The sequence below is a fragment of the Litoreibacter sp. genome (assembly GCF_039974535.1).
GTDB lineage: Bacteria > Pseudomonadota > Alphaproteobacteria > Rhodobacterales > Rhodobacteraceae > Litoreibacter.
In genome coordinates this window covers 190,002-215,750 of the sequence record NZ_JBDWIU010000011.1, presented here as the reverse complement: position 1 = coordinate 215,750, position 25,749 = coordinate 190,002, and the positions used below count along the sequence as shown (strand labels likewise).

The window sequence follows — 25,749 nt, the reverse complement described above, 5'->3', positions numbered from 1 at the left end:
GGGGGATGCGTCTAGCTTTGTGCGAAGCGTTCCTTGAGGAAAGCCAGCATGGCGGCGAAGGCGCGGTCATTGGCGCGTTGGTCGTATGCCATATGTGTCGCGTGGTCTTGGGCTGCTGGGTTGGTGAAGGAGTGGCCTGTGTTACCAAAGGCCAGCATCTGCCAGTCGTCACAATGCGCGGTCAGCTCCGCCGCCAAATCTACGGCCTGTTGCGGTGTGGCAAGCGGGTCGTCCCAGCCATGCAGGAGCAGAACGGAGGTGTTCATTGTCTCGCTGCCTTCGGGTGGGGCGTCGAACACGCCGTGAAAGCCAATGACACCGGAAAGTGTGGCGCCAGAGCGCGCCAAATCCAAAACGGCCTTCCCGCCCATACAAAAGCCGATGGCCGCGATGCGGGTAGGGTCGGCGTTCGGCAATGCTCGCGCCGTCACAAGTGCTGCGAGCATGCGGGCGCGTAGGCTGGGGCGGTCATTATTGAGCGCTTGCATCATGGCGCTGGCTTCATCCATGTCACTGGCGAGGCGACCGTTGCCGTAGTAATCCACCGCGAAGCCGATGTACCCCAAGGTTGCCAGCCAATCTGCTTTCTCTTTCACAAAGTCACCTAAGCCGGCAAAAGCGGGGGCGACCATGACCACTGGATGCGGGCCGTCACCTTTGGGCTGGGCGAGGTAGCCGATGCATTCCGTGTCTCCGGCGGTGTAGCGAATTTCGGTCATCTAGATTTTCTCCTGCGTGTATTTGCGCAGCTCTGCGCGGGCCACTTGGCGGCGGTGCACGGCGTCGGGGCCGTCGGCCAGCCGTAGCGTGCGAAGATGTGCCCATTGGCGGGCGAGCGGCGTGTCTTGGGAAATGCCTTGCGCGCCGAACATTTGCACCGCTTGGTCGGTGATCTCAAGGGCGATGCGCGGGGCCTCGACCTTGACCTGACTGATCCACGGTGCGGCGGCGCGTGCGTCGCCTTGATCCATCATCCACGCGGCCTTGAGACAAAGCAGGCGGGCCTGTTCAATCTGCATCCGCGCGTTGGCGATGTAGTCGAAGTTGCCGCCCAGTTGCGCCAGCGGTTTGCCAAACGCCTCGCGGGCAAGGGAGCGGCGGGTCATCAGCTCCAGCGCTTTTTCGGCCATGCCGATGGCCCGCATACAGTGATGGATGCGGCCAGGCCCAAGGCGGCCTTGGGATATCTCAAAGCCACGTCCTTCCCCAAGGAGCAGATTTTCAGCGGGGACACGGACATCTGTGAAGCGGATGTGCATATGGCCATGCGGGGCCTCGTCATCGCCGTAGACCTGCATTGCGCGTAGCTTCTCGATGCCTTTCGTGTCTGAGGGCAGAACGATCATCGAATGCTGCTGGTGCTTGGGGCCGTCCGTGGGCGTGCGCACCATGACGATGTAGACCGCACAGCGCGGATCGCCCGCACCGGTTGCCCACCATTTTTCACCGTTCAGCACGTAGTCGTCGCCGTCGCGCACGCAGGTTAGCGCGATGTTCGTGGCATCGGATGAGGCCACATCAGGTTCCGTCATAAGATAAGCGGAACGGATTTCGCCCGCGAGCAGGGGGGCGAGCCATTGCTGTTTCATGGCGTCGGTGCCGTATTTCTCGAACACCTCCATGTTGCCAGTGTCAGGCGCGTTACAGTTGAAGGTTTCGGGTGCCAGATGGGCCTTGCCCATTTCCTCGGCCAGATAGGCGTATTCGACGGTGGACAGAGCGTGTCCGGTGACCGAGGACCAGAGGTTCCACAGGCCTGCGGCCTTTGCTTGGGATTTAAGCCCCTCAACGATGTCGCGTTGGCGGGGGGTGAATTCCCAACGATCGCCCACCTCAACTTCGGCAAAATACTCGGCGTCCAAAGGTGCAATCTCGTCGCGCACCATCGCGGCAACGATCTCGCGAATGGGCTGCAAGCGGGGGCTGATCCCTAGGTCCATGATGTTCCTCCCTTTGTGGTTGTGGGAGGGTCACGTCCCCAGCGGTGCTTGTCAATTACGCAAAGCGGGGTAATGTCGGGATATGGGCGGTACCTCGGATTTAATGATTGCCAGTTTGAACCCTTACCTCGCGACGCATGCGCCGGAGCTGGGGGCTATCACACGTCTTGATAAGTTTGGAACCGGCCAATCCAACCCCACCTATAAGATGACCACCGAGAGGGGCTGCTTTGTGCTGCGGGCCAAGCCGCCGGGAGTGTTGCTAAAGTCCGCGCATCTGGTGGAACGGGAGTTTGCGGTGATGTCAGGGCTGGCGGATACATCCGTAGCGGTGCCCAAGATGCTGCATTTGTCGCGAGACGAGATATCGCCGCTAGGGCGAGCATTCTTCATTATGGAGCATATGGAGGGTCGCATTTTCTGGGACCCTAGTTTGCCCGAATTGGAAGGTGAGGAGCGTGGTGCAATCTACGAGGCCATGGCAGACACTTTGGCAGCACTGCATAGCGTTGATGTGTCCGCGGCTGGCTTGGCTGAGTTTGGCAAGCCAGGCGATTACTTCGCCAGACAGATAGACCTTTGGTCACGGCAATATATGGCTTCAGTTGATGCGCCTGATCGCGCGATGACAGGGGTAATGGATTGGCTGGGACTTCATTTGCCGCAGGATGATGGGCAGGTGGCCTTGGTGCATGGAGACTACCGTCTCGACAACATGATGTTCGCTGCTGACACGCCTGAGGTTGTGGCCCTGCTGGATTGGGAGTTGTCGACCTTGGGGCATCCTTTGGCGGATTTGGCCTATCAGTGTATGCAATGGCGGTTGCCCCATGATGGAGGCATGCGAGGGCTGGGCGGCTTGGATCGTGCGGCGCTGGGGCTGCCGAGTGAGCAAGACTATGTGGCCCGCTACTGTGCCGCGCGGGGTATAGATACACCGAAAAACTGGGCGTTCTACCTCGTATTCAGTACCTTCCGGCTGGCTGCAATTCTGCAAGGGGTGGTTGCGCGGGCGCAAGGCGGGAACGCTTCAAACCCTGAAACGGCGCAAAAATACGCGGCTGCCATTCCGGTATTGATCAAACAGGCTGTGGACATAGCCAATGATCCAAGCGAAAAAGCCTTATGAAACAGGCCCAAAAACATCCCGTCAGGCTTGAGCGCCAAGGCAACATAGCGCTCATCGTGATTGAAAACCCTCCGGTGAACGCGCTGGGCGCGGCTGTGCGCCGTGGGATTGCTGCTGCGCTGAACGCGGCTGTGGCTCATGAGAAGACGGATGCAATCATCATTGCCGCCAACGGGCGCACCTTCCCCGCGGGCGCGGACATCCGTGAATTCGACATGGAGCCACAAGAGCCTTCGCTGGGTCAGCTGTGTTCCTTGGTTGAGAACGCCTCGAAGCCCGTTATAGCGGCGATCCATGGCACCACGTTGGGTGGCGGCTTGGAGCTGGCGATGGCGTCGCACTACCGTATCGCCACGCAAAACACGCGGATGGGGCTTCCTGAAATACATTTGGGAATTCTTCCTGGTGCGGGGGGGACGCAGCGCTTGCCGCGTTTGATCGGGCCTGAGTTGGCGTTGGATATAATGCTGTCCGGTAACCAGATTAGCGCGCCTATCGCGTTGGAAATCGGTCTTGTTGACCAGATTTGCGAAGAGGATCTGCGAGGGGAAGCTGTGACCTACGCGCGTGCCTTGAATGCAGCGCGCCCGACCTCGCTCAACCGGAGCAATCTGGTGGACGGCGCGACATATATGGCCAGTGTCAATGCGCGACGCGAGAAAATTAAGCTGGAGTTGGGGGCGAACGCCTTGGCCCCTTTGAAGATTGTGGACTGCGTTGAGGCGGCGTTATTGCTGCCGATTGACGGCGGGCTGGATCTTGAACGCGCGGCGTTTGAGGACTGCCTTGCCTCGCGCGAAAGCGCTGGATTGCGTCACGCATTCTTTGCCGAGCGGGCCGCAGCTAAATTTCCGGAGGCGGCGGAGGTCAAGCCGGCCCAAGTGGACCGCGTTGCGATTGTTGGCGGCGGGCTGATGGGATCGGGGATCGCTATCGCCGCGCTGCAAAGCGGGTTTGCGGTGACGCTGGTCGAGCAGGGCGAAAGTGGTGTGAATGAAGCACTAGAGCGGATTGGGGAGTTCTACGAGCGCTCCATTGCCAAAGGACGTTTGTCGGAGGCACAGGGTGCCGCCGCTTTGACCCATCTGCAGTTGACCAACAAACTTGATACCTTGAATGAAGCCGACCTGATCATTGAGGCCGTGGCCGAAGATTTTGACCTGAAGGCAAGTATGTTGGCGGAAATAGGGGCCGTGGCTAAGGCGGGCGCGGTGATCGCGACGAACACATCTTACTTGGATTTGGATGCTTTGGCGGGCTCCACAGGCCGACCATCTGACACCATTGGGCTGCATTTTTTCGCACCAGCACAGGTTAACAAACTGGTCGAGGTAGGGGTGCATGACGCGGCAAGCGCGCAATCCGTAGTGACCGGGTTGGGTTTTGTGAAAGCCTTGGGAAAAGTTGCGGTTCGCGCGCGCGTGTCGGGCGGGTTCGGGGCTGGCTACATTGGAAACGCCATTTTGACGGCCTACCGCCAAGCGGCAGACATCATGCTGGAAGATGGCGCTACGCCGCCACAAATCGATGGCGCAATGCGGGCCTTCGGGTTCCAGCTTGGGCCATATCAGGTCGCGGATATGTCCGGCCTAGATATTGCCTATGCGCGCCGTCAATCTACGCCGCGCGATGGCAATTCTCGGTATGTTGAAATTGCGGACAACATGGTCGCTCAAGGGTGGCTTGGGCAAAAGACCAACCGAGGTTACTACATCTACACCGATGGGCACCGTCATGGGGTGCCCAATGGCGATGTGCTGAAGATGATTGCGGAATACCGCGCGCAAAAGGGGATCACCCCACGTAAGTTCTCGGATCGTGATATCCGGGATCGAATTTTGCTGGCTATCGTGAACGCTGGTGCGCGCTTGTTAGGGGAGGGCGTCGCGGCCCGTCCAAGCGATATCGATACCGTGATGATCCATGGCTTTGGCTACCCGCGTGGCCGAGGCGGCCCGATGATGGATGCCGATGCCACGACTCCGTCAATCATTGCGTCTCGCATGTCAGTTCTAGCCCATGAGGACGCGAATATTTGGGGTGCCGCGCCGGTATTGACGATGTTGGCACAAGAACGCCAAAGGTTCGCGGACCTCAATAAGGCCTAAGCCTTAGCCGAGGATTATACCCAACACGACCATCATCAACCCGATGGCTGATAGGAACAATGCGCCTAGATTTAATCCAACGGTGGTTTGCATCACTGCGCGCAGCTCCTCGTCGTTGAGACCTTGTTTGCGGGCGCGCGCCACCTTGATGATGCACCACATTAAACCGGCCAGCCCCATCAAGGTGATGACGGCGCCTAGGGGGATAAGGTTGGACATGATGCAGGCTCCTTCGGGGTTATCAGGCGGTGCGTAGCTCAGTCAGTCGCCTGTCGCAACCGTTTCGACCTTGAAGGCGGGGGCTTGGCTTAGTATCCCGTGGGTTCTGATCCATCCAAGCGCTAAGGAACCGCCCCCATGTCTGACAACGATGTCGATAGCAGCTACCGTGTTACCGCAGATGAGCTGCGCCAATTCGTAGAGCGCCTAGAGCGCCTTGATCAGGAAAAGAAAGACATCGCTGAGGCTGCCAAAGAGGTCATGTCCGAGGCCAAAGGCCGTGGCTATGACACCAAGGTGCTTCGCAAGGTTATGGCGTTGCGCAAGCGCGACCCTCAGGATATTTCCGAGGAAGAAGCGGTGTTGGAACTCTACAAAGAAGCGCTTGGCATGTGATTTGCCGAGGCGAGGTGCTTACGGCGTCAGGAACGTGATGCCGGGCATCTTCTCCAGCAGGTCCAAATCCCGATCATATAGCTCGGTCAGTTGGTCGACGTAGGCATCGGTCCAGCCGGGCAGGTCGATCTCTTGCTCCATCGCCTCCGAGGCAAACTTGTCAAGGAAGGCCGCCGTGATGCGTTGACGTTGGCTTTCCGACTGCGGCGGGTGCGTTTTTAGGTAGGAGTTTAAGCGGTTTAGGCCGCCTTGCCCCATGATGACGCCCAGAAAGTCGTTTACCCCCTCAAATTGGAACCCGTCATCGGTGCGCGCCATGGCTTGCAGGATGTGAGGCCAAAGGAGAGGGGTGTCTTCATTGCTCCAGACCGTAATGGGGGCGTCGGGAACCATTGTCTTGATGCGGTTAACCAATTCGGACCAGCGCAGGACCATTGGATCTGCCCCATCAAGGAAGGTCTCGAAGTTCGGCTCCTTTGCACGCTCAAAGATGGCAGGAATGAAGGTCGCAGGGTTGCGCACCCCGATACAAAAGCGAACGTCTTGCTTTGAGAACAGGTTGCGTAATCTGGCGGCCTTGAAGCTGGCACCTGGATAGAGTTCCGAATTGTGGATGCTGCGACCGGGCACACAGAAGAAACTCTCGTGCCCCAATACAACCCGTTCGGCGTGATCATGGTCGATGATGCTATCGAGCAACGCTTCTTGTGTCTCGACCGGTGCTTGATCGCCAGACAGCGATTGCAAAGTCTCACGGATGGCGGGGCGATAGCGGGATGGTTCTGGAATGAGAATTCCTTGGGCTTCCAACGCATCTTTGTTTTTGTATAGGCATTTCAGAAGGTTATCTTCATCCGTGCTATGAGCACCAACGTGTAGAACGATTTCCATGCGTGCAGGGCCTTACGTCAATATAAGAATTTCCATCTATTTACCCAGCGATATGCGCCCAATCAAAGGGGAAAGATAACTGATGTTGAATTTGTTGCATTTCCGGTCTTGCGAAGCATGAGATTCTGAGATTATAAGCCCCGCAGTGCCCCTATAGCTCAGCTGGTAGAGCAACTGATTTGTAATCAGTAGGTCCGCGGTTCGAGTCCGTGTGGGGGCACCATTTTACACAATGAAAACAACGATTTGTGCGTCGCGTAGCCGATCAATTGGCGTGTGGCATTCGTCGAGTACAGAATAAGCACAGAAACTATGCCGAACACTGCGCCTGATGGGGAAACTTCTGGGTCACAGTTTTGGACGACGTGATATTCCGTTCGAACTAAGCCTTTGAAACATCGAGAACAAATACATCGATAACGGGGATCAATTCAGTTGGCATTTGCTTCTGAATACTCTCTTTGAGACCTTGCGCACTCGTAATCTCGGTATTCTTCAGTGCTGCTACCTTTTCGTCCGGCCCGAACCATAGGGCAAGGTAAATGCCTTGGTTTGCAGCATCTGGGTGAATCGAGTAGCGCTCATGGAGCTGCGCAGCGGCGGCGGTGTAAAGTTCTTTATGCCATTGACCTTTTACTTCGACCACTAGCAGCTTTCGAACATTGTCGATTATCTTTGTGAAAGTTATGTCGCATCTCGTGGCCGCTTGCATCTGTTTTTCAGGCTCAACAACAATACCTTGCCCCTTTAGGAGTAGCCGAAACCTGTCCAACGGGTGCTGACGTCAGACATGTTGGTACTTCCTTGAGCGGACATGCGCATCGTTCAAAGTGGTTGTCTGCTTTGCGGACTTTTCGCTCATTGGGTTCGTCGACATGAATGGCCGGTTTGAATGTTAGGAGAACTGCGATACGCCTTGAGTGATCGTATAGCTTGAGGGAATGTCAAATGGATGGTTTTGTGCTCCACCACTACAATATTATTGATAGATCTCGTATCGACGAACTCGGTCCAATGTCACTTCCTATTGTGGAAAAGTACAAAGGTGAATTGATCGTAGCGAGTCCCGTCAAAACGGTCATTGGGTCAACCTCTTACTCAAGTATGGTAGTGTACAAATTCGATAGTTCGAAGCGGCTTTGAAATTCTATCACTCACCTGAAATGACCGAGTTAGCAAAGTTCAGAGACCAAGTGATCGAAGGTTTTGCAACGGTTCTACCCGGTCATTCCGAGACTGAAAGCGTGGTGAGATCTGGTTACTTTACGACTGGTGGTACGGCAGCCTAAGCACCACAAAGCCGCCGTTTGTGATCTGCGCAGTATCCGGGGTCGCTTACGTGTGTTGCATTTTGGGGTGGCCCTTTGTTTGGAAACACCCGAAATAAACACGTCCAACGGTTGTGCTACGCTTCGCATGCTGTATCCTACGCGGATTATATTTCGTAGCATTCCCTAGGCGACAGCATTGAACACGAGTACCGATTTAGACGACTACTGGACCCAGCAATATAGCCCCCCAGAAACGCCGTCAGAGCCGCATCTGAACATTGAGACCATCGAAGGTGTTGAGCCGCTAGATGCGCAGTTTGGCGTCGTGGAGCCAAAGACCGTGCCAGATGCGCTCTACGGGCCGTTGTTCGGGCAGCCAGAGCCGAGAGAGGCCGAGCTGGAGCAGGCCGGGGGCGACCCCGCAGCGGTGCCGCCGATGCACACCTACGCCATCCTAGATGCCGCAAAGGTGGGGGGGCTGCCGGAACTGCTGGCCGCGTCAGGGCTGGAGCACAGCTGTTTGTTCAAGGGGGAGGCGTTCGAGGAACTCGCAGAGGTGGCCCCGTGGATCGTCCAGCTGGAGGATGGGAATAGCTTCACCCGCAATCTGTTCACCCGCTCAGATGCGCCTTGGCATCTGTGCGACAAGGAGCCGGGGATCTATCTGAGGTCACGCGGGACATTGGATGAAACGTGGAGACACTTCAGGAAGTTCACCAAGGTGAAGTCTAGTGACGAAACGCGGGCGATCTTCAGGTTTTGGGATGCGGTGACGGCGCGGGTGTATTTCTCGGGAATACGCGCCAACCAAGCGCGGATCGAGCAGTTCTTTAGGTTGCCTTCCGGCACTTCAATTGAGCTCATAGTCGTTGACCCTTTTCATAATACGTTACACTTAACGCCACCACACTCGGACGCATCGAACAGACAGCGTAGACCCCTCATCTTCGAAGAGCATGATCATCATTTAATGAAAAATGTCAGCTATTATGCGCTCTCGAACGAGATCGCGCACTGGCTAAACGCCGCCTACCCATCTGAATTCGAACGGTTTTCCAGGGTTGATATGGATGCCATAGCGAAACACGTTGTGTCGGTTGGGCGCACGTTCAATTTACCAATGAAGGAAGACTTTTCATATTTGGCTCAGATGATGATGGCGATGGGGGGCTGGTTCTTGCAGGACGCCAATCACGTCGCGCTCTTGCATATCTTACGGGATTCCGAGCCGAAGAAGGCAAAACGCCTTGAGGACACGTGTCTTGGTCATCACGAAACAACGCCGCAAGCAGAGCTGATGCGTCAGTGGCCTCAGGTGCGCGAGTATCTTGCAGCACTTCCCGCAGCAGAACGCATCACGGCTGAGCGCTTTGGCACGTTTCGGACGGAATTCTTGAAGGATCAAGCACCGGACCTGTCTGGCACCTTCAGCGCAACGATCACGCGATTGCGCGACATCGGGCTTTCGGGCGAGCAACAAGAGGGCAGAGCGATTGTGCTCTCTCTTATGCTAGGGCCACGCTTTTTTGAAGACCCGTTCAAGCCATGGTCCCACCTTCCCCCCGAGCAGGCCGTTGATACCGCTTGGAATTCTACGATAGGATTAAGCTAGTATGGTTAAGCCTGTAACGCCCCAAGTTCTACCTGTTGTCCAGCCTCAGACACTTTCTGCGACGGCGCCCAGCGGCCCTGTGCTCACCGCCGCTCCGTGCTGCTGGTGCAGGGTCTTTAATACCGATGTAAACGCCCACGGATCGACTTACGTCCTGTCGACCCAACACCCTAATTTTAATCTGTCTTACAAGCTGAAAATTGATTTCATCGCAAATCAGGTCGTTGTCTCACGCATCCTTGGATGGGGTAGCGTCGATCCTGGCATATCTCAGGCCGACAAAGACGCTGTGCAACAGGCGCTTGCGTCTGCGGTGCCCACTTTTTTGTCTAACAACTATAAACTGAAAGTAACTGATCCAAGTTGCGCCCCGGGCTTTAAGGAGTTGCCAATCCGCTTTGAGATTTCTTGGTCGGGAACGCCTTCTATAAGGGTCAATCTATTGCCTGGGCCGTCTCGGTCTACCGCGAGCGGAACCGTGATGAACCTCGATACTCACGACACTCAGGAAAACAATTTCACCCTGACGCACGAGCTGATGCACACGTTCGGGCAAGTCGACGAGTACATGTATGGCAGCGGAACATCGGCCAGCGCTGAATATCATCGAGCCGATGGAACCTCCGTAACAATCACATACCCGCACACCAATCCAAATCTCATGTCGGCGCGCAGCCATAACCTTGAGGCGCGTCTTTTCTGGTTCGTCGAGATTGAGGCCCAGAAGTTCTTGCGCTCAGCAACAGGTTTGGGAAGGACGGGGGTCACATGCGAGGTCGTTTAACTGCGATTGCGTTGCTGACCGCAACGTTCGCTTGCGTCTACCAGGTCTCAGCAAATGAAGAAGAAAGGGATAATATGACACTCACCGTCGCACTTGAGGCCCCCATGACGGCGCCCCTCATGGCAATCACCCCCGATAGCCCGGATTATAACCCGGTAAAATACAATGTTCGCCTCAGCTTTTCGAACCCCACTTCAATGCCCAAAACGTTTCCAGGCCTTGCTATCGTTCGCAGTACTGTACGTGAGTATCGCAACACCCGCTCGGGGAATGTTCAAAGCTTCACAATCGGCGAACCGCCCTCGCTCAAGCCAGAGTTGATCACGCTCGCGCCCGGAAAAAGTTGGAGCTATGGTATCGGTCTTGAATACCCCGCCGAGCTTTTACAATCAGACCGCATTCCGATTATCCTTCAGCTCTGTGCCTCTTGGTCACGTTCGCAATTGGACAGTCGTATCTATGGCGATGTCGCTTTCGATTGGGCGAAAGACTTCAGGGTTTGCCAGCAAATCGAAGTTGTCCCCTAGGGTGCCGATTGATGTCAGCAAACCGTTTCTTTGATGCACAATATGCCCACGCTAAAAAACAAGACATTCAGGAAGGCCTTATTCTGTATCATGGCTTCCAAGGTGAACAACCAAGCCTAAACGACAATCAAGCTCTCTGGGTTAGTCTCAACGAGGACGAAGCTGAAGGATATAGTCGGCTTGGCAACCGGATAGGCCGCGGAGGCGTGCTTATGCTAGCCTTGAAGGCTGATCAGCAAGCGCTGGTAGGCTGCCCAAATGGTATAAGGTACTTGGCCTTGATCGACTCAGTGCATCACGCAGTGTTTGCCAAAGATCTACACAGATGGGCAGTCCAGCATGGGGTCTGCCTGGTAAAAGAAAATCAAGACTGTTTCATTTCCTTTCGCGCAAGAAGCGACTTCCACATACTAAGTGTCACCAATTGGTCCAACAAAGGTGCGTAGCCTAACTGGTCAGGCGCTAGGCGCTGAATAAGTAGACTTCGTTTATAGCACAGTATTGGTGCATAAGTATTCGCTCCCATCATTCGCTGTATTCTACGCCAATGGTCGCGCTCGGTTCAGACGATTCAAAAGGCAATCCTATGAGTCGCAAAAGGCAAAAATGGTGCGTCAGCCAAGATCAAGCTGAAACAAAATCAATGCCTTGGCCTTTGGGGAAAGGCAAACCTATGTGTCGCCCCACAAGTGCGGCTCCCGCTTAGCTTCTACCCAACTGATATTCAATCAGATGGCCTGAGTCCCTCAAAGCTCTGAAATCAAACATGTCTTCCAAGTATGGACTTACAAAACACCGTATCTAAAACTGTTTTGCGAGCCTCGGGACTAAGAAATGCCCCATCCAGATGATAGCTGAACGGGGCATTTGCCTTTTATGCTGCTTGAGCTTCCCTTAGCGAGGATCAGAACGGTTGTGTTCGTGGCAGACACGGGCAACACAGTCGCCAATCAGCTCGCCTGAGCCCGTTGGACGACGGATAAGATCGACAAGTGCCTTGGGTGCAGCATCAGCACCGAGAGCATCAAGTTCAGGATACAGGAAATCCCATAAATACGTTCGCTTTGTGTCAGGATGGATGGAACCTGCGGATACGACTTGGCGGCCAAACGACTTGAACTCGACGCCCGGATATTGGTCGTTGATACTGTCTCGCGTTGAGACGTCTTCTGGCTTGCTCATGTAGATGTGCAATCCCCCGGAGCCGGTTTCGACCCTTGGGTACTTATAGACGTCCAAGCCAACATCTACACAGAGGCGTTTGAACGGGTTGTCAGTTGAAAGCGTTTCGCCTTCTGGGAATGCGCGAGGGTCAATGTCCAACACTAGGTCACCATGCCCAAGACGCACGCCGACGTTATAGCCGTCTTTCATGTAGGGAACTTGCAGGTCTGAGCGATAGACCTTTTTCATCCACGCGTTATCGATAGGGGATTTACCGCGCTTCCGGATTTTGCCTTTGAACTGATCTTCTTTGGTGAAGTGGTGCAGGGGAAGAAGCTGGTATCCGCTGGCCAGCAGGGGCGCCAGTTGTGACGCATCAGTTTGTGCAGTCATTTCAGGTCCCCGCGCGATTGGCGACATATGTCTCAAGGACCGAACGCTCGTAAAACACGGCAGTGCCAAGTTTCACGTAATCAGGTCCTGCGTTCTTGTATTTGGTATTCTTCCGTCGATTGCGGAAATTCATTAGCGTGGTTGGTGGATGGCCTGTTAAAGCCGCAGCTTCCCGTGTGGTCAGAAGGTCATTCAATGGCGTGCTGCTCGCAGCGGGTGTGTTACTTTCAGTCATGGTCATGTAGGCCTCTTGAGTGTTGAAATGAGGGCCGGACTGTCATTGCCAGACAGTCCGGTTAGTCTCTCAGACCAAATATATCGCGCCCAAATTTGCCTGTAACCTAACGTTTGGCCTCCGCGCGACAAACGCTGGCACTAGAAAGGTTCGACCCTCAACCCATTGAAATTTTGGTAAGTTATTGGCCTTGATAGGGTCGAAGACCCGGGCGCCTTCCGGTCGGTCGCATTGGAATGCCGGGGGCATCGCCGCGATTTAGGGCAAGTGCAACTAGGTCCACGTCATTCCAGAACAAATCGATTGCCGAAGTTTGTAACGCCACATTGGGGCATGCAAAGATCAATTTACCTTCGTATCGGTAGAAATCAGGCGCAGTTCTGTGGGTCGGAAACACATTTGCGTAAAGTGCCACAGTCCATAGTGCCATTGGGTGATCGTGTCCCCACCCAATATTCTCGCAAGCTGCGCTGAGGTCTCGTTGGAAAATCTCTATTGAACTGTCCGAACATGCCAATAAAACTGCTTGCTCAATCATTGCGGCATGTTCGACCGAAACCTTCTTGCCGTGCCAATTTTTAGCGGCTGAAAGAGCCTTCTCGATACGGTAACTCATGCTGCGCCCGACATCAAAAAGACATCAAGGTCGTCGCGGTGATAGCGGACGATGCGACCAGCAGTTCTATAAGTCGGCCGACGCCTTTGCTACGCCAATTGTGCATCGTCCCAGGTGAGACGGTGAGATAACTGGCTGCAGCCTCTGTTGTCATCCAAGGGGTGTCATTTCCTAAGCTTGTCATAATGATAACTCCATAATTCAGGTGCGCCCAAGTGGGCAGCGATGAAATCAGATTATCAGTTTGCAAGGCCTTGATATGCCAACGAGTTAGGGCTTCGTGCCATCACTTTGTGAATGCCAGAATGTGATCTTCTAACGCTTGAGCGTGCGGTCTCAGAGCTTCAACAAGGTGAGATTGGTGGACGTACCCACCAGATGCCCCGGGAAGCCTTTGGCCTAAAAGCAAGGCTCCCTCGGCGTACGTAACACCAGCAGCAATCAGAAAGGTTCTTGCATGGTGACGAAGCGCATGAGGGGAGGGGATGCCTTGTCGTTTTGGTTCGGCAATCCGTCCAGTGGCAGAAGTTGGCGATGGCCACAGCCATTCAGACGCCAAAGACTCGTCATCATCCATTCGGGCCTTCAGGGTTTCGGTCAACCAACGCCCTGTTGGGAATGACCAACTGCCACCGACCTTCATATGTGTAAATGTGAGAATGCCACGATCAGGATCAAAGTCTGCTCGTTTTACGCCCAACAAAGAACTACGACGTGCACCCGTCAGCAAGAAGGTCCGATGCAAATCACGCATCACGTTGGATGATGTTGCGGCCTGCTTCCAGAACGCAGAAACGTCCAACTCATCAACCTGCCGTCTGGCTGTTGCCGGCACACGAATTGCATCGACGGGATTGCCCTCAATAGTTTCATCGTGCCTGCGAGCTGTGTTGACGATTGCTCGAACTGTTCGCATAACTGAGCCGCCCGTTGTGCGTCCGTGTCGCTTCGTCAGCGTGTCCAAGAGTTCTCGGCAGTCTTGGCGTGATATGTCAGCCACGGCACGACGCCGAAGACGACTAAGATATTGATCCATGTGATATTGATAGTTTTTCACCGACGCAGGGGACAGGTCTCGTTCGTTCAGGTGCGTGGCCAAGGCCTGTTCTAACGTCATACCAGTTGCTTCGGGTCCAGCCGTAGGGTCGATACCAGATTGGATCGTGGCCATCAGTTTTCTGGCCTCGATGCGGGCTTCCCCCAAGCGAACCAAATCTGTTCGACCGATTTTCATCCGAACAGTGCGGACATGGCGTTTTTGACGCCTTACATCTCCCTGAACGGCAAAGGTCTTTGTCGTCTTGTGGCAGATACATAGTAGGCCTTTGACGTCCGTATCTCGGTGGATGCCTGAACCCAATTCGAGGTCACGCACGCGTGCCTCTGTGAACTTGAATATTGTCATTGATAAATACCGTCCTGAGTACTGTTTCTGGGCTTAACTCGGATGATGCTGAGTGAGCCGTAGGAGGTATTTTGCCTTGTCTATATGGGTTCGTACGCCCTGAATTGGCGAGAATTGACCATGATTATAGCGCTCGTCTCGATTTGTAATCAGTAGGTCCGCGGTTCGAGTCCGTGTGGGGGTACCATTCAATATTGAAATCACTGTATTTTCATGGAGTTGGTGGTCAAACCACTACACAAACGCTACACAATTCATGGTGGCGAGCATGAGGATTGCCGTGAACTTACCGCACTTGAAACCCGCCACATCTACCGTAAACGCAAAGTATAGACGGCGTGTGCCCGATGATTTGAGGGCGGTGTTCGGCAGTAAGGTTGTCGAATGGTCTTTGAAAACGAAAGACCCCGCCAAAATAATTGAGGCTTGGAACATTGCTCATGCAAGGTTTGAGGCGATGGCGGCGCGGCGATCAAAAGTCTCAAATGATCAAGCCAAGTGGGAGATGGCGCAGAAAATTGTCATCGAACATGGACTAGCGACGCCGAGAGATACGAAAATTGGCCCAGTAGACTTTGAACAAGAGCAGGGACGCTATCAGGCGTTCACAGATGCAGCTAAGCACCACAAACAACATTGCTGAAATGGTGGCCGCCATTGACGCCCTAAAGGCAGCCCCTGAGGGCGCATCTGTGATGATTTACCTTGTTAGCGCATACGTTAAAGATGGCTTTGAAAAGTATCTGACAGGATGGGTTAGCCGTGGGTGGCGCAAGTCCAACGGCAAAGGGGTTGCCAACGTCGATCAGTGGAAACAGATCATTGCCTTTGGGCCGTTCGCGTTGATGGACACCAAGGGCAGAAACCGAACTTTAGCTGCTACTGCGAGTGAATTTCGATGCAGAAGTGGAATTGGACGTTCACTGCGATCGAGCGGTGCAACGCAGATTGAGCGCGAGCTAATGGACGTGACTATCTGTGGAAACGGGATGTCTGCCTTATTTTAAGGCTAAGCCTATAAAACAATCAATCAGGCAAAGGTAGATGAGGGTTACATATCTAAAAACCGGAAATTTTTCTTGACCAATTGATCAAAAAATCAGTTACTTTCTTCAAAACTCTGTTAGGGAAAATCTGATGATGAAAACAATAAATGTTAACCGTCGGCACTTCATGGCGACGACCGCAGCAACTTCGCTGATACTTGGAGCCGGGCGGGTCATGGCTGCAGAACCTATAAAAACGGCGGGTATCTATACCGTACCTGTCGAACAGCAGTGGGTCAGCCGCATTCATAAAGCGGCACTTGCGGCGCAGGATCGCGGCGACATTGACTATTCGTTCTCGGAAAACGTCAGCAATACTGATTATGCACGTGTGATGCGAGAATATGCTGAGGCAGGTAATACACTGATCATCGGCGAAGTCTTCGGCGCGGAACAGGAAGCACGTGAAGTCGCCGCTGAATATCCAAACGTGGCGTTCTTGATGGGCTCAAGCTTTAAAGAAGAGGCATCACTGCCGAATTTCTCGGTTTTTGACAACTATATTCAAGACGCCTCTTATCTTTCAGGCATCATTGCAGGTGCGATGACTAAGTCTGGAAATATCGGCATGGTTGGTGGGTTCCCAATTCCCGAAGTCAATCGCCTGATGCATGCTTTCATGGCCGGTGCACTTGAGATGAACCCAGATATCAAGTTCCAAGTCAGCTTTATCGGCAGCTGGTTCGACCCACCCAAGGCAAAGGAAACTGCGTTTGCAATGATCGAAAACGGTGCGGATGTACTTTATGCGGAACGGTTTGGTGTTTCTGACGCAGCGCAGGAAAAAGGTATTTTAGCCATCGGTAACGTCATTGATACGCAAGCCGATTATCCTGACACGGTTGTTGCTTCTGCGATTTGGCATTTTGAACCGACGTTAGACAAAGCAATCGCTGAAGTTCAAGCGGGTAGCTTTTCGGCTGCGGACTACGGTGCTTATTCGTTTATGAACGAAGGCGGTACAAGTCTTGCGCCTTTGGGTACATTTGGCGGCAAAGTTCCGGCAGCGGCACTTGCTTTGGTTGCCCAGCGTGAGGCTGAGATCAAATCAGGCACGTTCTCGGTCGCGATCAACGACAACGAACCATCGTCGTCTTAATCGAACATGTCCAAGGACGCCGTTGAGGCACTTTCCCTTAGTGCCATAACCAAACGATTTGGAGAGCTGACCGCAAATGATGCGGTCAGCCTTTCTGTGAGAGTTGGTGAAGTTGTCGCTCTTTTGGGAGAGAACGGGGCGGGGAAAACCACTCTCATGAATATTCTGTTCGGCCAATACACGGCCGATAGCGGAACTGTGCGCGTATTCGGCGATACATTGCCACCTGGCAATTCGCGAGCAGCCCTAGATGCCGGTGTTGGAATGGTGCACCAGCATTTTACGCTAGCCGATAATCTGACCGTCCAAGAGAACATTACGTTGGGCGTCCATTCTCTGATGAAGCCAAGCTTGGGGCGGGCAGCGGCAAAGGCGCGGATTGCGGCTTTGTCAAAGAAGTTCCACCTCGCGGTTGCGCCAGATGCGCGTGTCGGAACCTTGTCTGTGGGAGAGCGTCAGAGGGTCGAAATACTTAAGGCTCTCTACCGCGATGTACGGATTCTAATCCTTGATGAACCGACAGCCGTTTTGACGCCCCAAGAGACGGATGACCTGTTCGCAACGCTGAGACTTGCAATCGAAGAAGGGCTTTCGATCATCTTCATATCGCATAAATTGCATGAGGTTATGGCTATCTCGGATCGGGTTGTTGTGTTGCGCCACGGGAAGGTAGCAGGCGGCGTGGATACAAAAGATACCGATAAAAACGCATTGGCCGCGATGATGATGGGGACTGACGCCACAGCGCCGGAAGTCTCGCCAGCGAAACCCGGTGCGCCTTTGCTTGCGTTGCACAATGTTACGACTGTTGATGTTGGCAGCGTTCCCGGTCTGAAGTCAGTTTCATTGACCCTGAAGGCAGGTCAGGTCGTCGGTCTTGCGGGTGTGTCTGGAAACGGACAGGCCGCGATGGCCGACGTCGTTGGTGGGTTGCTCTACCCAAAGGACGGGCAAGTGGTTATGGGCGGCGAAACGGTTCAGAGCTGGACGCCCCGTATCGCGGTGCAAAGCGGTATCGCGCGTATCCCTGAGGACCGACACAAGACCGGCACCATTGCTGACTTTGATCTTGTTGAGAACGCCATATTAGAACGATATAAATCCCCAGAATTTAGCAATGGCGGTTGGCTGAACTGGCGTAAGTCAAGGGCCTTTGCGGACGGCATTATCGATAAGTACGATGTGCGTTGCCCAGGATCAGACACACCGATCCGGCTTCTGTCTGGCGGCAACATGCAAAAGCTGATCCTCGGGCGTGTGATTGAGGCTAATCCACAGATCATTCTAGCAAACCAACCGGTGCGCGGGCTTGATATCGGCGCGGTTAACTATGTGCACAGCCAATTGCTGGCGGCACGGGACCGCGGTGCTGCGGTGCTATTGATTTCTGAAGATTTGGATGAGGTTATGGCGCTTTCTGATGTGATCTATGTCATATCAGATGGGCGACTTTCGCCGGAATTTAAGCGAGGCGAAATGACACCTGCCCAACTGGGGCTTTGGATGGCTGGTCAAGGATTTGAAACGGACAGTGTCCATGCGTCTTGAACCTATCAAGAACCCGACACTGGCCCGCAAATTGGTCCCACCCGCTATTGCTCTTATCTCGACGATAGTGATCGCATCGCTTTTGGCGATGGTCGCAGGTGCAAACCCGTTTTCTATCATTGGATTGATCCTTAAAGGTTCGTTTGGGTCGCAGTTCGCAATCCTTGAAACGTTAAACCGCGCAACACCTTTGATTTTCACCGGCCTCGCAGTTGCGGTCGCGTTCCGTGCAAAGTTCTGGAACATCGGTGCAGAGGCACAGCTATATGCAGGTGCCCTTATGACAGTGCTACTGGGGACCGGAGTTTTGCCTTGGCCCAGCTTCGCGATCCTACCGTTGATCATTGTCGTATCCATCTTAGCTGGGGCCATTGTCCTATTGGTTCCCGCGCTCCTTAAAACCCGCTTTGGCGTTGATGAAGTCGTCACGACATTGCTGTTTAACTTCATTTTCCTGCTGTTTGTCTCAATGTTGCTTGAAGGAGTGCTCAAAGACCCGATGGGCATGGGGTGGCCGAAATCTGCCCGTCTCATACCAGAGGCCCGATTGCCGCGAATTGTGGATGGGCTGCGCCTGCACTGGGGTTTCGGCCTTGCGATCTTCTCGGCTGTTTGTATTTGGATAATCCAAACACGCAGTACTTTAGGCTACGAAATGCGCGCGGTTGGTTTAAACAAGGATGCGGCTGCCTTCGCTGGCATTCCAGTCAATGTGGTGATTGTGAAAACCGCGCTACTTTCAGGCGGACTTGCTGCGCTTGCTGGGTTCTCAGAAGTTGCAGGACTAAAGGGAAGTCTTACGCTCGATCTGTCGCCGGGGTTTGGCTACACAGGGATCATCGTGGCGATGTTGGCTTTGCTCAACCCGCTTGGCGTGATCGTCGCTGCGTTGTTTGTCGCTGGCGTTTTTGTGGGTGCTGACAGTATGAGCCGTGCTGCTGATGTGCCGACGTACCTAGCGGACATCATGCTTGCGACAGCACTCCTTCTGATGGTGCTGGCCATCATGCTAACGCGGTTTCGTGTAGTGAGGGATTAACGTCATGGAAATTATCGAAATCCTCTTCACCGCAAGTTTTTGGGCCGCAGCAATTCGCATCGCTAGCCCGTTGATCTTTGCCACATTGGGAGAGTTGATCTGCGAACGCGCGGGCGTGTTGAACCTTGGTATCGAGGGCATCATGGTAGCGGGTGCATTTGCAGGTTGGATGGCGGTTTATTCTGGCACAGGACTTTGGACTGGTGTGTGCGTCGCGATGCTGGTGGGGATGCTATTTGGTTTGCTCCACAGCACGCTCACGGTGCCGTTCGGGCTGTCTCAGCATGTTGTGGGCCTTGGCGTTACGTTGCTGGCGACGTCATCCACCTATTACGCTTATCGGTTGGCGTTACCCGAAGTAACAAGTCCACCAAAAATCGAAGCATTCCAGCCATATGAAATTCCGATCTTATCGGACATCCCGTTACTTGGACCCGCATTGTTTTCACAAACACCACTGACGTATCTCGCCTTCATACTTGTTGGGGGCGTTGGCGTGGTCCTTTACCGCACACCCCTTGGTCTCGCTGTACGCGCCGCTGGTGAGAACCCCGCTGCAGTCGCAGCACAAGGTCTATCTGTCACTGCGATCCGCATGGGGGCCGTTGTGGTTGGCAGCGGTCTGATGGCAGTCGGCGGTGCGTTCTTAACCATGTCGGCATTCGACAGCTTCTTCTTTGAGATGGTCAATGGCCGTGGCTGGATTTGTATTGCATTGGTTGTCTTTGGGTCGTGGCGACCTGGTAAGGCCTTGCTGGGTGCGGTTCTTTTCGCAGCCTTTGACGCGCTCCAAATTCGTGTACAACAAACAAGTTTAGGCACACACATCCCTTACCAAATCTTTCTTATGATGCCCTATTTCCTATCGATATTCGCGCTTATTTTGATGTCGCGGCGCGCTGAAGTGCCTGCAGCTCTCATGGTTCCGTTCAATAAAGGAGAACGCTGATGTTTGATCTGATCGTCAAAGGTGGCACGCTGCCAGATGGGCAAGTCTCAGACATTGGAATTGTGGGAAATAAGATTACTGCAATCGGTTCACTTGATACGGCGCAAGCGGGTCAAGTGTTTGACGCGTCTGGCGACTTGGTTAGCCCACCTTTTGTCGATCCGCATTTTCACATGGATGCAACACTTTCTTACGGCCTGCCGCGGATCAACGCATCAGGCACGCTGCTTGAAGGGATTGGGCTTTGGGGTGAGCTCAAGCAGGTCATGACCCAAGACGATATCATCGCGCGCGCGCTGACTTATTGCGATTGGGCAGCAAGCATGGGGCTGTTGGCAATCCGCAGCCACGTCGATACCTGTGACGACCGGCTGTTGGGGGTCGAAGCGCTGCTTGAAGTACAAGAGCAGGTCAAAGACTACATCGACCTACAGCTTGTTGCCTTCCCCCAAGACGGTTTTTACCGCGATCCCACTGCGCGTGAAAACACCATTCGTGCCCTAGACATGGGGGTCGGTGTTGTAGGAGGCATCCCGCATTTTGAACGCACAATGTCGGACGGTGCAGCGTCGGTGAAAGAACTCTGCGAAATAGCAGCTGCGCGTGGTTTGCAAGTGGATATGCATTGCGACGAATCTGACGATCCACATTCACGCCACATCGAAACGCTCGCATTTGAGACACAGCGGTTAGGCCTCAATGGCAGAGTCGCAGGATCGCATCTGACCTCGATGCATTCGATGGACAACTACTATGTGTCGAAACTACTTCCGCTGATTGCCGAAGCTGAAATCAACGTGATCCCAAACCCCTTGATTAACATTGTCCTGCAAGGGCGGCATGATACCTTTCCAAAACGTCGCGGTTTGACACGCGTTAAAGAAATGTTGGCCATGGGGATCAATGTCGGGTGGGGTCAAGATTGCGTGCTCGACCCGTGGTATTCGCTGGGCACCGCCGACATGCTTGACGTGGCCTTCATGGGGCTGCATGTCGCACAAATGACCAGCCCAGCCGAGATGCGGACATGCTTCGATATGGTTACGGTAAACAACGCTAAAACGATGGGTTTGAAAGACTACGGACTTCATGTCGGCGCTAAGGCTTCTTTGGTGGTTCTTGATGCCAACGATCCAATCGAAGCTCTAAGACTTCGCGCCACCCGATTATGTGTTATCGCAAATGGCCGTATCATCAGTCAAACACCGCGGGCTGACGCATCGCTATCTTTGCCAGAACGCCCAAACTCATCGCGAAGAAGACATGTTCTAAACACCGCATGATTTAGCATTGATCTCGCGCACTGTAACAAGCCCAGTATCGCGCTTCTGGAAACTTTCGAAATGCTGCGTTCCATTGCCAATTTCCACTTCGGGGTACCTGCGTCGCAAAACCCGACCAATTGGTGAAGGTCCGGTTTGAGCCGTCCCTGTTCAGGCTGACAAGGTGTGCAATCACCAAGCCAGCCCTAACCGACACCTGAGCAGCATACCCAGGAATGGCTAAGACCCGGCTAACATGCAGTGAGCGGGTCGTGCAACCGCGCACAGAGAGCCGCTTTTTGGATGGAAAATTGGAAGACCAGTTTAATGTCTGCTTCCGGGAAGTTGCAGCGCGGCATGCGATGGCAGGTCAAGGTCTGCTTCGGGCCGGTTACGGACATTGCAATGATTTTAAGATGACTACTTCGTGAAATCGGGCTGCTACGTTTCAGCCTCAGATATCCGCGGTGGATCGCCTAATTCACTTCACTCAGATGGTTTTGGGGGTATTTCACATATGATACTATTTCAAATCAAATATTATCAATATGGTACCGACCAAATGTGGGTCCGTGTGGGTCATTGATTTGTAAGATCTGTAATATTTACAAGAAGTTGGCGTGCTTGACTTGTTTTCAATCCACCTCTGAAACCTCTTTTGGTTGCTGGTAGATGAGCTGTCGTCCGTCAAAACAAATCAGCCAAGATTCTTTAGAAAGACTATCGAAGAAGAGTTTCGGCCTGACTGTCGGTCGCTTCAGCGCACCAAGTGCGAAAACTACTCCGAAAGAAGCCATTGCTGATGTCGGGCCAAGCCGTCCAAGACGATGCGGATCTTCTCTTCAGATGAATAATGCATGCGGGTCGCCCGTTTGATATCTTTGACGATCTTCTCGCCGGGGCTCTTGCGTGTTCCAGTTGCCTGTCTCATCTTCCACCCCACAGTGGTTACGATGAACCAAGAATACTCTCTTATCAAATAATGCTATTTGGACCCATAAGCGCTGACGTCATACAGACGTCCACCGAAATTTTAACGAAGGCGTCCCAATGGACAAAAAATCGAAGTTACACCCCCGCAATCAACACGCCGACGGTTACGACTTTGTGCGCTTAGTCGCGCAGACACCTGAGCTTGAGAGCTTCACAACTCGTAATCCATCGGGGCAAACGACGATTGATTTCCGAAACGTAGACGCAGTCCGCATGCTCAATCGGGCGTTGCTGAAGGCGCATTACGGCATCGAGCATTGGGACATCCCCGCGGGGTACTTGTGCCCGCCAATTCCTGGTCGTGTCGACTATATCCATTACCTCGCGGATTTGCTCGCAGGCAGCAATTCCCTAGACATCCCACGTGGGGACAGCATCAAGGTTTTGGACATCGGCACTGGTGCAAGCTTGGTCTACCCTCTTGTGGGCCAAAGTGAATACGGTTGGCATTTCACAGGCTCTGATATCGACGCAGGTGCGATGAAATCAGCGGGTCAGATTTGTGAAGCGAACGACTTGGCAGTCACGCTTAGGCCGCAGGGCAGGCGTGAGGATACCTTTCGCGGTGTGATCCAACCCAACGATCTTTTTCACACAACCATGTGCAATCCGCCTTTTCATAGGTCTGGTGAGGACGCAAACAAGGGGACGCAACGGAAGTGGGCGAACCTTGGTAAGGGGCGATCAACGAAGCTAAATTTTGGCGGTCAGAATGCTGAGCTATGGTGCCCGGGGGGCGAGGTGAAGTTCATCGCGGGCATGGTTGAGCAAAGCAAGGAATTCGCCGAGCAGTGTTTGTGGTTCACCTCGCTGGTGTCGAAGAAGGATAACTTACAGCCGCTATCTCGGGTTCTGGGAAAAGCAAAGGTAGCGGACTATAAAGTCGTCGAAATGGCGCAAGGGCAGAAAGTTAGTCGTTTTATTGCTTGGACTTACCAGAAGAAAAAGCAGCGCTCTTCATTTGCGACTAAAGCTTTGGGATAAGGGGCCTGCCGTGTCGCCCGCTCGCATTGAGGCGGTGTGACCCGACTGTAGAAGCGTGCTCGTAGTGTTCCCTAGAGAAGAATTCTGCTCCAATTGTTAATAACTGCGAGACGGTCTTTTTCATTGCTGCACCGCCGCTTTTCCAACCCATCCGCATTGTGGAAGACTTCTGAGATGTATCTGCGAAACTTTGCCCTATTCTTAAGGCTGCGGAAGGCGAATCCATATTGTTGCCAAGGCCAATCGATGTTGCCTTCTGGCAGTTCAGGTCTATTTTTCCCAAGGTTTTTCCAAGGGCGCGTTGCCAGCTGCCAAGCCCTGATGTGTTCCGGAGGATCAAGCCAAACCAGCGCGTCAGCTCTCTCGACGGCCTTAGGCAAAAGACTTGGGCCGCCTTCAAGTATCCATTCTTCTTTCCCTAACTGCCTCGACAACTCTGCATCGATCTCAGGGCGTGGGTGCTGCTGCCAACCTGTCCGAAGCTTGATTGCATCAAACGAAATCACAGGAATTTCTGGCCGAGCCAACGCCAGCCTTTTCGCGAAATGGCTTTTCCCAACGCCGTTCGCTCCGGTGATGATTATCTTTTTCAACTAGGCCTCGCGGTCACATGGCCCTCTGGCGGACCTTTGAAAGTGGTTTCCTCATTAATTCCAAGACTCATCGCAAAGTCGAGGCTAGTCTACCTTGAGGAGCGAGCCCTCGTCCCCGTGAGCAAGGAGCAGACATTACTATGAAGCTAGACGATAATCGAGAGATTAACGCTGATGTGGCAACCGTTTGGGCGGCATTGCTGGACCCACAGGTTCTGAAGTCCTGCGTTCCGGGGTGCCAAGAGATGGCCGGCTCTGCTGATGAGGGCTTTGAGGCCACTGTGGTTCAAAAGGTAGGGCCCGTGAAGGCGACCTTCAAAGGCACAGTGCAAATGAGCGAGATGGTGGAGCCATCCAGCATGACCATTTCGGGCGAGGGCAAGGGAGGTGCTGCTGGCTTTGCCAAAGGCGGCGCGAATGTTCGCCTAGAGCCGCAAGGCGACAAAACCGTTCTGCATTACGAGGTGGAGGCCAAGGTTGGGGGGAAGTTGGCGCAGCTTGGATCACGGATAATTGATGGGTTTGCGAAGAAAATGGCTGACCAGTTCTTCAATAACTTTCAAGATGCTGTTGGTATACCGGAGGTCGGGGACGAAGACGCTACAGCCGGTGGCAACGACGAGACCAAGAAAAAGGGATGGTTCAAGCGACTTGTCAGCTGAGGCCTAAAACCCTTACGATCAAGATATCCATGGGAGGATACCAATGACCAAAGTTACGATGACCATAAACGGCAAGGCTGTTTCGGGTGAGGTGGAGGGGCGAACGCTGCTTGCCACTTTCTTACGCGAAGACCTGCGCCTGACCGGCACTCATATCGGGTGTGATACATCTCAGTGTGGCGCTTGCGTCGTGCATGTGGATGGCAAAGCGGTCAAGTCTTGCACAATGTTTGCCGCCGAAGCTGACGGCGCAGATGTGGCCACGATCGAAGGGCAGGTCAATGAGGATGGCTCGCTCAGCACGATCCAAGCGGCGTTCCAAGAACATCACGGCCTGCAATGCGGATTCTGCACGCCGGGTATGGTGATGTCTGCTGCGGCATTGTTGAAAGACAACCCCAAGCCCTCCGAGGCTGAAATTCGCGAATACCTTGAGGGAAATATCTGCCGCTGCACCGGCTACCACAATATCATCAAATCAATCATGGCAGCATCCGGTCAGGATCTCCCAGCAGTAGCGGCGGAATAACTTATGCGTTTAGTTTTGGTACTTTTGGTGGCGATGGCGTCACCTATGGCGGCACATGCAAGCAAAGAAGATAGCGTGGTGAATGCCACCTTGATGTGTAAGTGGCTGGATTCTCTCGATCTGTTGTCGGGGAAATGTGTCGTTGCTCACAAGACGTCAGCTGTGGATGTGAGAATGGACACGAGCAAAAGTGATGCCAACGACATCTGCAAGACCATTGTAAGCACGCTGCGTGGTGACGGTGTCAAGTTTGACAAAGGCTGGAAGCTACGAATTGCGGCCGCCAAAGGCGGTGGAGGCCGACTGGCCCAATGTAATCTGTAGGACCGGCCCGATAATCGGGCCGAGTACCAAT

The 25,749-nt window shown here is 53.7% G+C and carries 29 protein-coding genes and 1 tRNA gene; 19 read left to right on the top strand and 11 right to left on the bottom strand.

The genetic code is table 11. From position 1 onward, the window contains the following. Nucleotides 1–11: 11 nt before the first annotated feature. Both ABJN86_RS11505 and ABJN86_RS11500 read right to left on the bottom strand, forming a co-directional pair. Nucleotides 12–719 carry a dienelactone hydrolase family protein gene (locus ABJN86_RS11505; RefSeq protein ID WP_348367245.1) on the bottom strand — a complete coding sequence of 236 codons (708 nt, stop codon included), beginning with the start codon at nucleotides 717–719 and terminating at the stop codon, nucleotides 12–14. After that, nucleotides 720–1,940, bottom strand: coding sequence for an acyl-CoA dehydrogenase family protein (locus ABJN86_RS11500; RefSeq protein ID WP_348367243.1), 1,221 nt, complete (start codon nucleotides 1,938–1,940; stop codon nucleotides 720–722). An 82-nt stretch (nucleotides 1,941–2,022) separates the two neighbouring features. Between ABJN86_RS11500 and ABJN86_RS11495 the strand changes: the two genes are divergently transcribed. Continuing rightward, nucleotides 2,023–3,069 (top strand): phosphotransferase family protein, encoded by a 1,047-nt coding sequence (locus tag ABJN86_RS11495; protein WP_348367241.1) that lies wholly within the window; start codon nucleotides 2,023–2,025, stop codon nucleotides 3,067–3,069. Further along, the gene (locus ABJN86_RS11490; protein WP_348367240.1) at nucleotides 3,066–5,177 is read left to right on the top strand and encodes a 3-hydroxyacyl-CoA dehydrogenase NAD-binding domain-containing protein; all 2,112 of its coding nucleotides are present in this window, start codon (nucleotides 3,066–3,068) and stop codon (nucleotides 5,175–5,177) included. Before ABJN86_RS11495 ends, ABJN86_RS11490 begins: the two co-directional genes overlap by 4 nt. 3 nt (nucleotides 5,178–5,180) lie before the next feature. Here ABJN86_RS11490 and ABJN86_RS11485 read toward each other — a convergent pair whose 3' ends face one another. Continuing rightward, nucleotides 5,181–5,396: a hypothetical protein gene (locus ABJN86_RS11485; protein WP_348367238.1), complete on the bottom strand. Its 216-nt coding sequence runs from the start codon at nucleotides 5,394–5,396 to the stop codon at nucleotides 5,181–5,183. 138 nt (nucleotides 5,397–5,534) lie between these two features. On the opposite strand from ABJN86_RS11485, the gene ABJN86_RS11480 reads away from it, so the two are divergent. Continuing rightward, on the top strand, nucleotides 5,535–5,792 hold the full coding sequence (locus ABJN86_RS11480; protein WP_348367237.1) for a DUF2312 domain-containing protein: 258 nt from the start codon (nucleotides 5,535–5,537) through the stop codon (nucleotides 5,790–5,792). An 18-nt stretch (nucleotides 5,793–5,810) separates the two neighbouring features. Here the strand turns inward: ABJN86_RS11480 and ABJN86_RS11475 are convergent, their stop codons facing one another. Further along, entirely contained in the window at nucleotides 5,811–6,683 is an 873-nt protein-coding gene (locus ABJN86_RS11475) for a hypothetical protein (protein ID WP_348367235.1), read from the bottom strand. Between the two features lie 147 nt (nucleotides 6,684–6,830). On the opposite strand from ABJN86_RS11475, the gene ABJN86_RS11470 reads away from it, so the two are divergent. Then, nucleotides 6,831–6,906: transfer RNA gene (locus ABJN86_RS11470), tRNA-Thr, on the top strand. 159 nt (nucleotides 6,907–7,065) lie between these two features. Here the strand turns inward: ABJN86_RS11470 and ABJN86_RS11465 are convergent. Beyond that, entirely contained in the window at nucleotides 7,066–7,329 is a 264-nt protein-coding gene (locus tag ABJN86_RS11465) for a hypothetical protein (RefSeq protein WP_348367234.1), read from the bottom strand. Nucleotides 7,330–8,150: 821 nt separating this feature from the next. Between ABJN86_RS11465 and ABJN86_RS11460 the strand changes: the two genes are divergently transcribed. From ABJN86_RS11460 to ABJN86_RS11445, 4 genes are read left to right on the top strand one after another with little or no spacing between them, the layout of a single operon-like run. Next, nucleotides 8,151–9,566 carry a DUF4123 domain-containing protein gene (locus tag ABJN86_RS11460; protein WP_348367232.1) on the top strand — a complete coding sequence of 472 codons (1,416 nt, stop codon included), beginning with the start codon at nucleotides 8,151–8,153 and terminating at the stop codon, nucleotides 9,564–9,566. Nucleotide 9,567: 1 nt separating this feature from the next. Further along, nucleotides 9,568–10,350 carry a hypothetical protein gene (locus tag ABJN86_RS11455; protein WP_348367231.1) on the top strand — a complete coding sequence of 261 codons (783 nt, stop codon included), beginning with the start codon at nucleotides 9,568–9,570 and terminating at the stop codon, nucleotides 10,348–10,350. Beyond that, nucleotides 10,335–10,877 (top strand): hypothetical protein, encoded by a 543-nt coding sequence (locus ABJN86_RS11450; protein WP_348367229.1) that lies wholly within the window; start codon nucleotides 10,335–10,337, stop codon nucleotides 10,875–10,877. The genes ABJN86_RS11455 and ABJN86_RS11450 overlap by 16 nt, the downstream gene beginning before the upstream one ends. An 11-nt stretch (nucleotides 10,878–10,888) precedes the next feature. Beyond that, the gene (locus ABJN86_RS11445; protein WP_348367228.1) at nucleotides 10,889–11,323 is read left to right on the top strand and encodes a hypothetical protein; all 435 of its coding nucleotides are present in this window, start codon (nucleotides 10,889–10,891) and stop codon (nucleotides 11,321–11,323) included. Nucleotides 11,324–11,771: 448 nt separating this feature from the next. Here ABJN86_RS11445 and ABJN86_RS11440 read toward each other — a convergent pair whose 3' ends face one another. The 4 genes from ABJN86_RS11440 to ABJN86_RS11425 form a co-directional block, all read right to left on the bottom strand. Then, entirely contained in the window at nucleotides 11,772–12,434 is a 663-nt protein-coding gene (locus ABJN86_RS11440) for a bifunctional DNA primase/polymerase (RefSeq protein WP_348367226.1), read from the bottom strand. A gap of 1 nt (nucleotide 12,435) precedes the next feature. Continuing rightward, a complete protein-coding gene (locus tag ABJN86_RS11435) occupies nucleotides 12,436–12,675 on the bottom strand; it encodes a hypothetical protein (RefSeq protein WP_348367224.1) in 240 nt (79 codons plus the stop codon). Between the two features lie 623 nt (nucleotides 12,676–13,298). Continuing rightward, the gene (locus ABJN86_RS11430; RefSeq protein WP_348367222.1) at nucleotides 13,299–13,469 is read right to left on the bottom strand and encodes a hypothetical protein; all 171 of its coding nucleotides are present in this window, start codon (nucleotides 13,467–13,469) and stop codon (nucleotides 13,299–13,301) included. Between the two features lie 102 nt (nucleotides 13,470–13,571). Further along, the gene (locus ABJN86_RS11425; RefSeq protein WP_348367220.1) at nucleotides 13,572–14,690 is read right to left on the bottom strand and encodes an integrase arm-type DNA-binding domain-containing protein; all 1,119 of its coding nucleotides are present in this window, start codon (nucleotides 14,688–14,690) and stop codon (nucleotides 13,572–13,574) included. Nucleotides 14,691–15,030: 340 nt separating this feature from the next. On the opposite strand from ABJN86_RS11425, the gene ABJN86_RS11420 reads away from it, so the two are divergent. The 7 genes from ABJN86_RS11420 (at nucleotide 15,031) to ABJN86_RS11390 (ending at nucleotide 21,654) form a co-directional block, all read left to right on the top strand. Further along, nucleotides 15,031–15,333, top strand: coding sequence for a hypothetical protein (locus ABJN86_RS11420; RefSeq protein WP_348367218.1), 303 nt, complete (start codon nucleotides 15,031–15,033; stop codon nucleotides 15,331–15,333). Further along, nucleotides 15,302–15,697, top strand: coding sequence for an RNase H family protein (locus ABJN86_RS11415; protein WP_348367216.1), 396 nt, complete (start codon nucleotides 15,302–15,304; stop codon nucleotides 15,695–15,697). Before ABJN86_RS11420 ends, ABJN86_RS11415 begins: the two co-directional genes overlap by 32 nt. Nucleotides 15,698–15,830: 133 nt before the next feature. Then, nucleotides 15,831–16,835: a BMP family protein gene (locus ABJN86_RS11410; RefSeq protein WP_348367668.1), complete on the top strand. Its 1,005-nt coding sequence runs from the start codon at nucleotides 15,831–15,833 to the stop codon at nucleotides 16,833–16,835. 6 nt (nucleotides 16,836–16,841) lie between these two features. Then, nucleotides 16,842–18,383: an ABC transporter ATP-binding protein gene (locus tag ABJN86_RS11405; RefSeq protein WP_348367215.1), complete on the top strand. Its 1,542-nt coding sequence runs from the start codon at nucleotides 16,842–16,844 to the stop codon at nucleotides 18,381–18,383. Continuing rightward, nucleotides 18,373–19,422 carry an ABC transporter permease gene (locus tag ABJN86_RS11400; protein WP_348367213.1) on the top strand — a complete coding sequence of 350 codons (1,050 nt, stop codon included), beginning with the start codon at nucleotides 18,373–18,375 and terminating at the stop codon, nucleotides 19,420–19,422. Before ABJN86_RS11405 ends, ABJN86_RS11400 begins: the two co-directional genes overlap by 11 nt. Before the next feature lie 4 nt (nucleotides 19,423–19,426). Continuing rightward, nucleotides 19,427–20,371 (top strand): ABC transporter permease, encoded by a 945-nt coding sequence (locus ABJN86_RS11395; protein WP_348367211.1) that lies wholly within the window; start codon nucleotides 19,427–19,429, stop codon nucleotides 20,369–20,371. After that, entirely contained in the window at nucleotides 20,371–21,654 is a 1,284-nt protein-coding gene (locus ABJN86_RS11390) for an amidohydrolase family protein (protein WP_348367209.1), read from the top strand. The genes ABJN86_RS11395 and ABJN86_RS11390 overlap by 1 nt, the downstream gene beginning before the upstream one ends. Before the next feature lie 757 nt (nucleotides 21,655–22,411). On the opposite strand, the gene ABJN86_RS11385 is transcribed toward ABJN86_RS11390, so the two are convergent. Next, nucleotides 22,412–22,564, bottom strand: coding sequence for a hypothetical protein (locus tag ABJN86_RS11385; RefSeq protein ID WP_348367679.1), 153 nt, complete (start codon nucleotides 22,562–22,564; stop codon nucleotides 22,412–22,414). Between the two features lie 119 nt (nucleotides 22,565–22,683). Between ABJN86_RS11385 and rlmF the strand changes: the two genes are divergently transcribed. Then, a complete protein-coding gene (rlmF, locus tag ABJN86_RS11380) occupies nucleotides 22,684–23,610 on the top strand; it encodes a 23S rRNA (adenine(1618)-N(6))-methyltransferase RlmF (RefSeq protein ID WP_348367207.1) in 927 nt (308 codons plus the stop codon). A gap of 71 nt (nucleotides 23,611–23,681) precedes the next feature. On the opposite strand, the gene ABJN86_RS11375 is transcribed toward rlmF, so the two are convergent. Continuing rightward, the gene (locus tag ABJN86_RS11375) at nucleotides 23,682–24,203 is read right to left on the bottom strand and encodes a DNA topology modulation protein FlaR (RefSeq protein ID WP_348367205.1); all 522 of its coding nucleotides are present in this window, start codon (nucleotides 24,201–24,203) and stop codon (nucleotides 23,682–23,684) included. 140 nt (nucleotides 24,204–24,343) lie between these two features. Between ABJN86_RS11375 and ABJN86_RS11370 the strand changes: the two genes are divergently transcribed. From ABJN86_RS11370 to ABJN86_RS11360, 3 genes are read left to right on the top strand one after another with little or no spacing between them, the layout of a single operon-like run. Next, complete coding sequence (locus ABJN86_RS11370) at nucleotides 24,344–24,865, top strand: carbon monoxide dehydrogenase subunit G (RefSeq protein WP_348367203.1); 522 nt, start codon at nucleotides 24,344–24,346, stop codon at nucleotides 24,863–24,865. A gap of 43 nt (nucleotides 24,866–24,908) precedes the next feature. Further along, entirely contained in the window at nucleotides 24,909–25,394 is a 486-nt protein-coding gene (locus tag ABJN86_RS11365) for a (2Fe-2S)-binding protein (protein ID WP_348367202.1), read from the top strand. Nucleotides 25,395–25,397: 3 nt separating this feature from the next. Then, a complete protein-coding gene (locus ABJN86_RS11360) occupies nucleotides 25,398–25,718 on the top strand; it encodes a hypothetical protein (protein WP_348367200.1) in 321 nt (106 codons plus the stop codon). Nucleotides 25,719–25,749 lie beyond the last annotated feature (31 nt).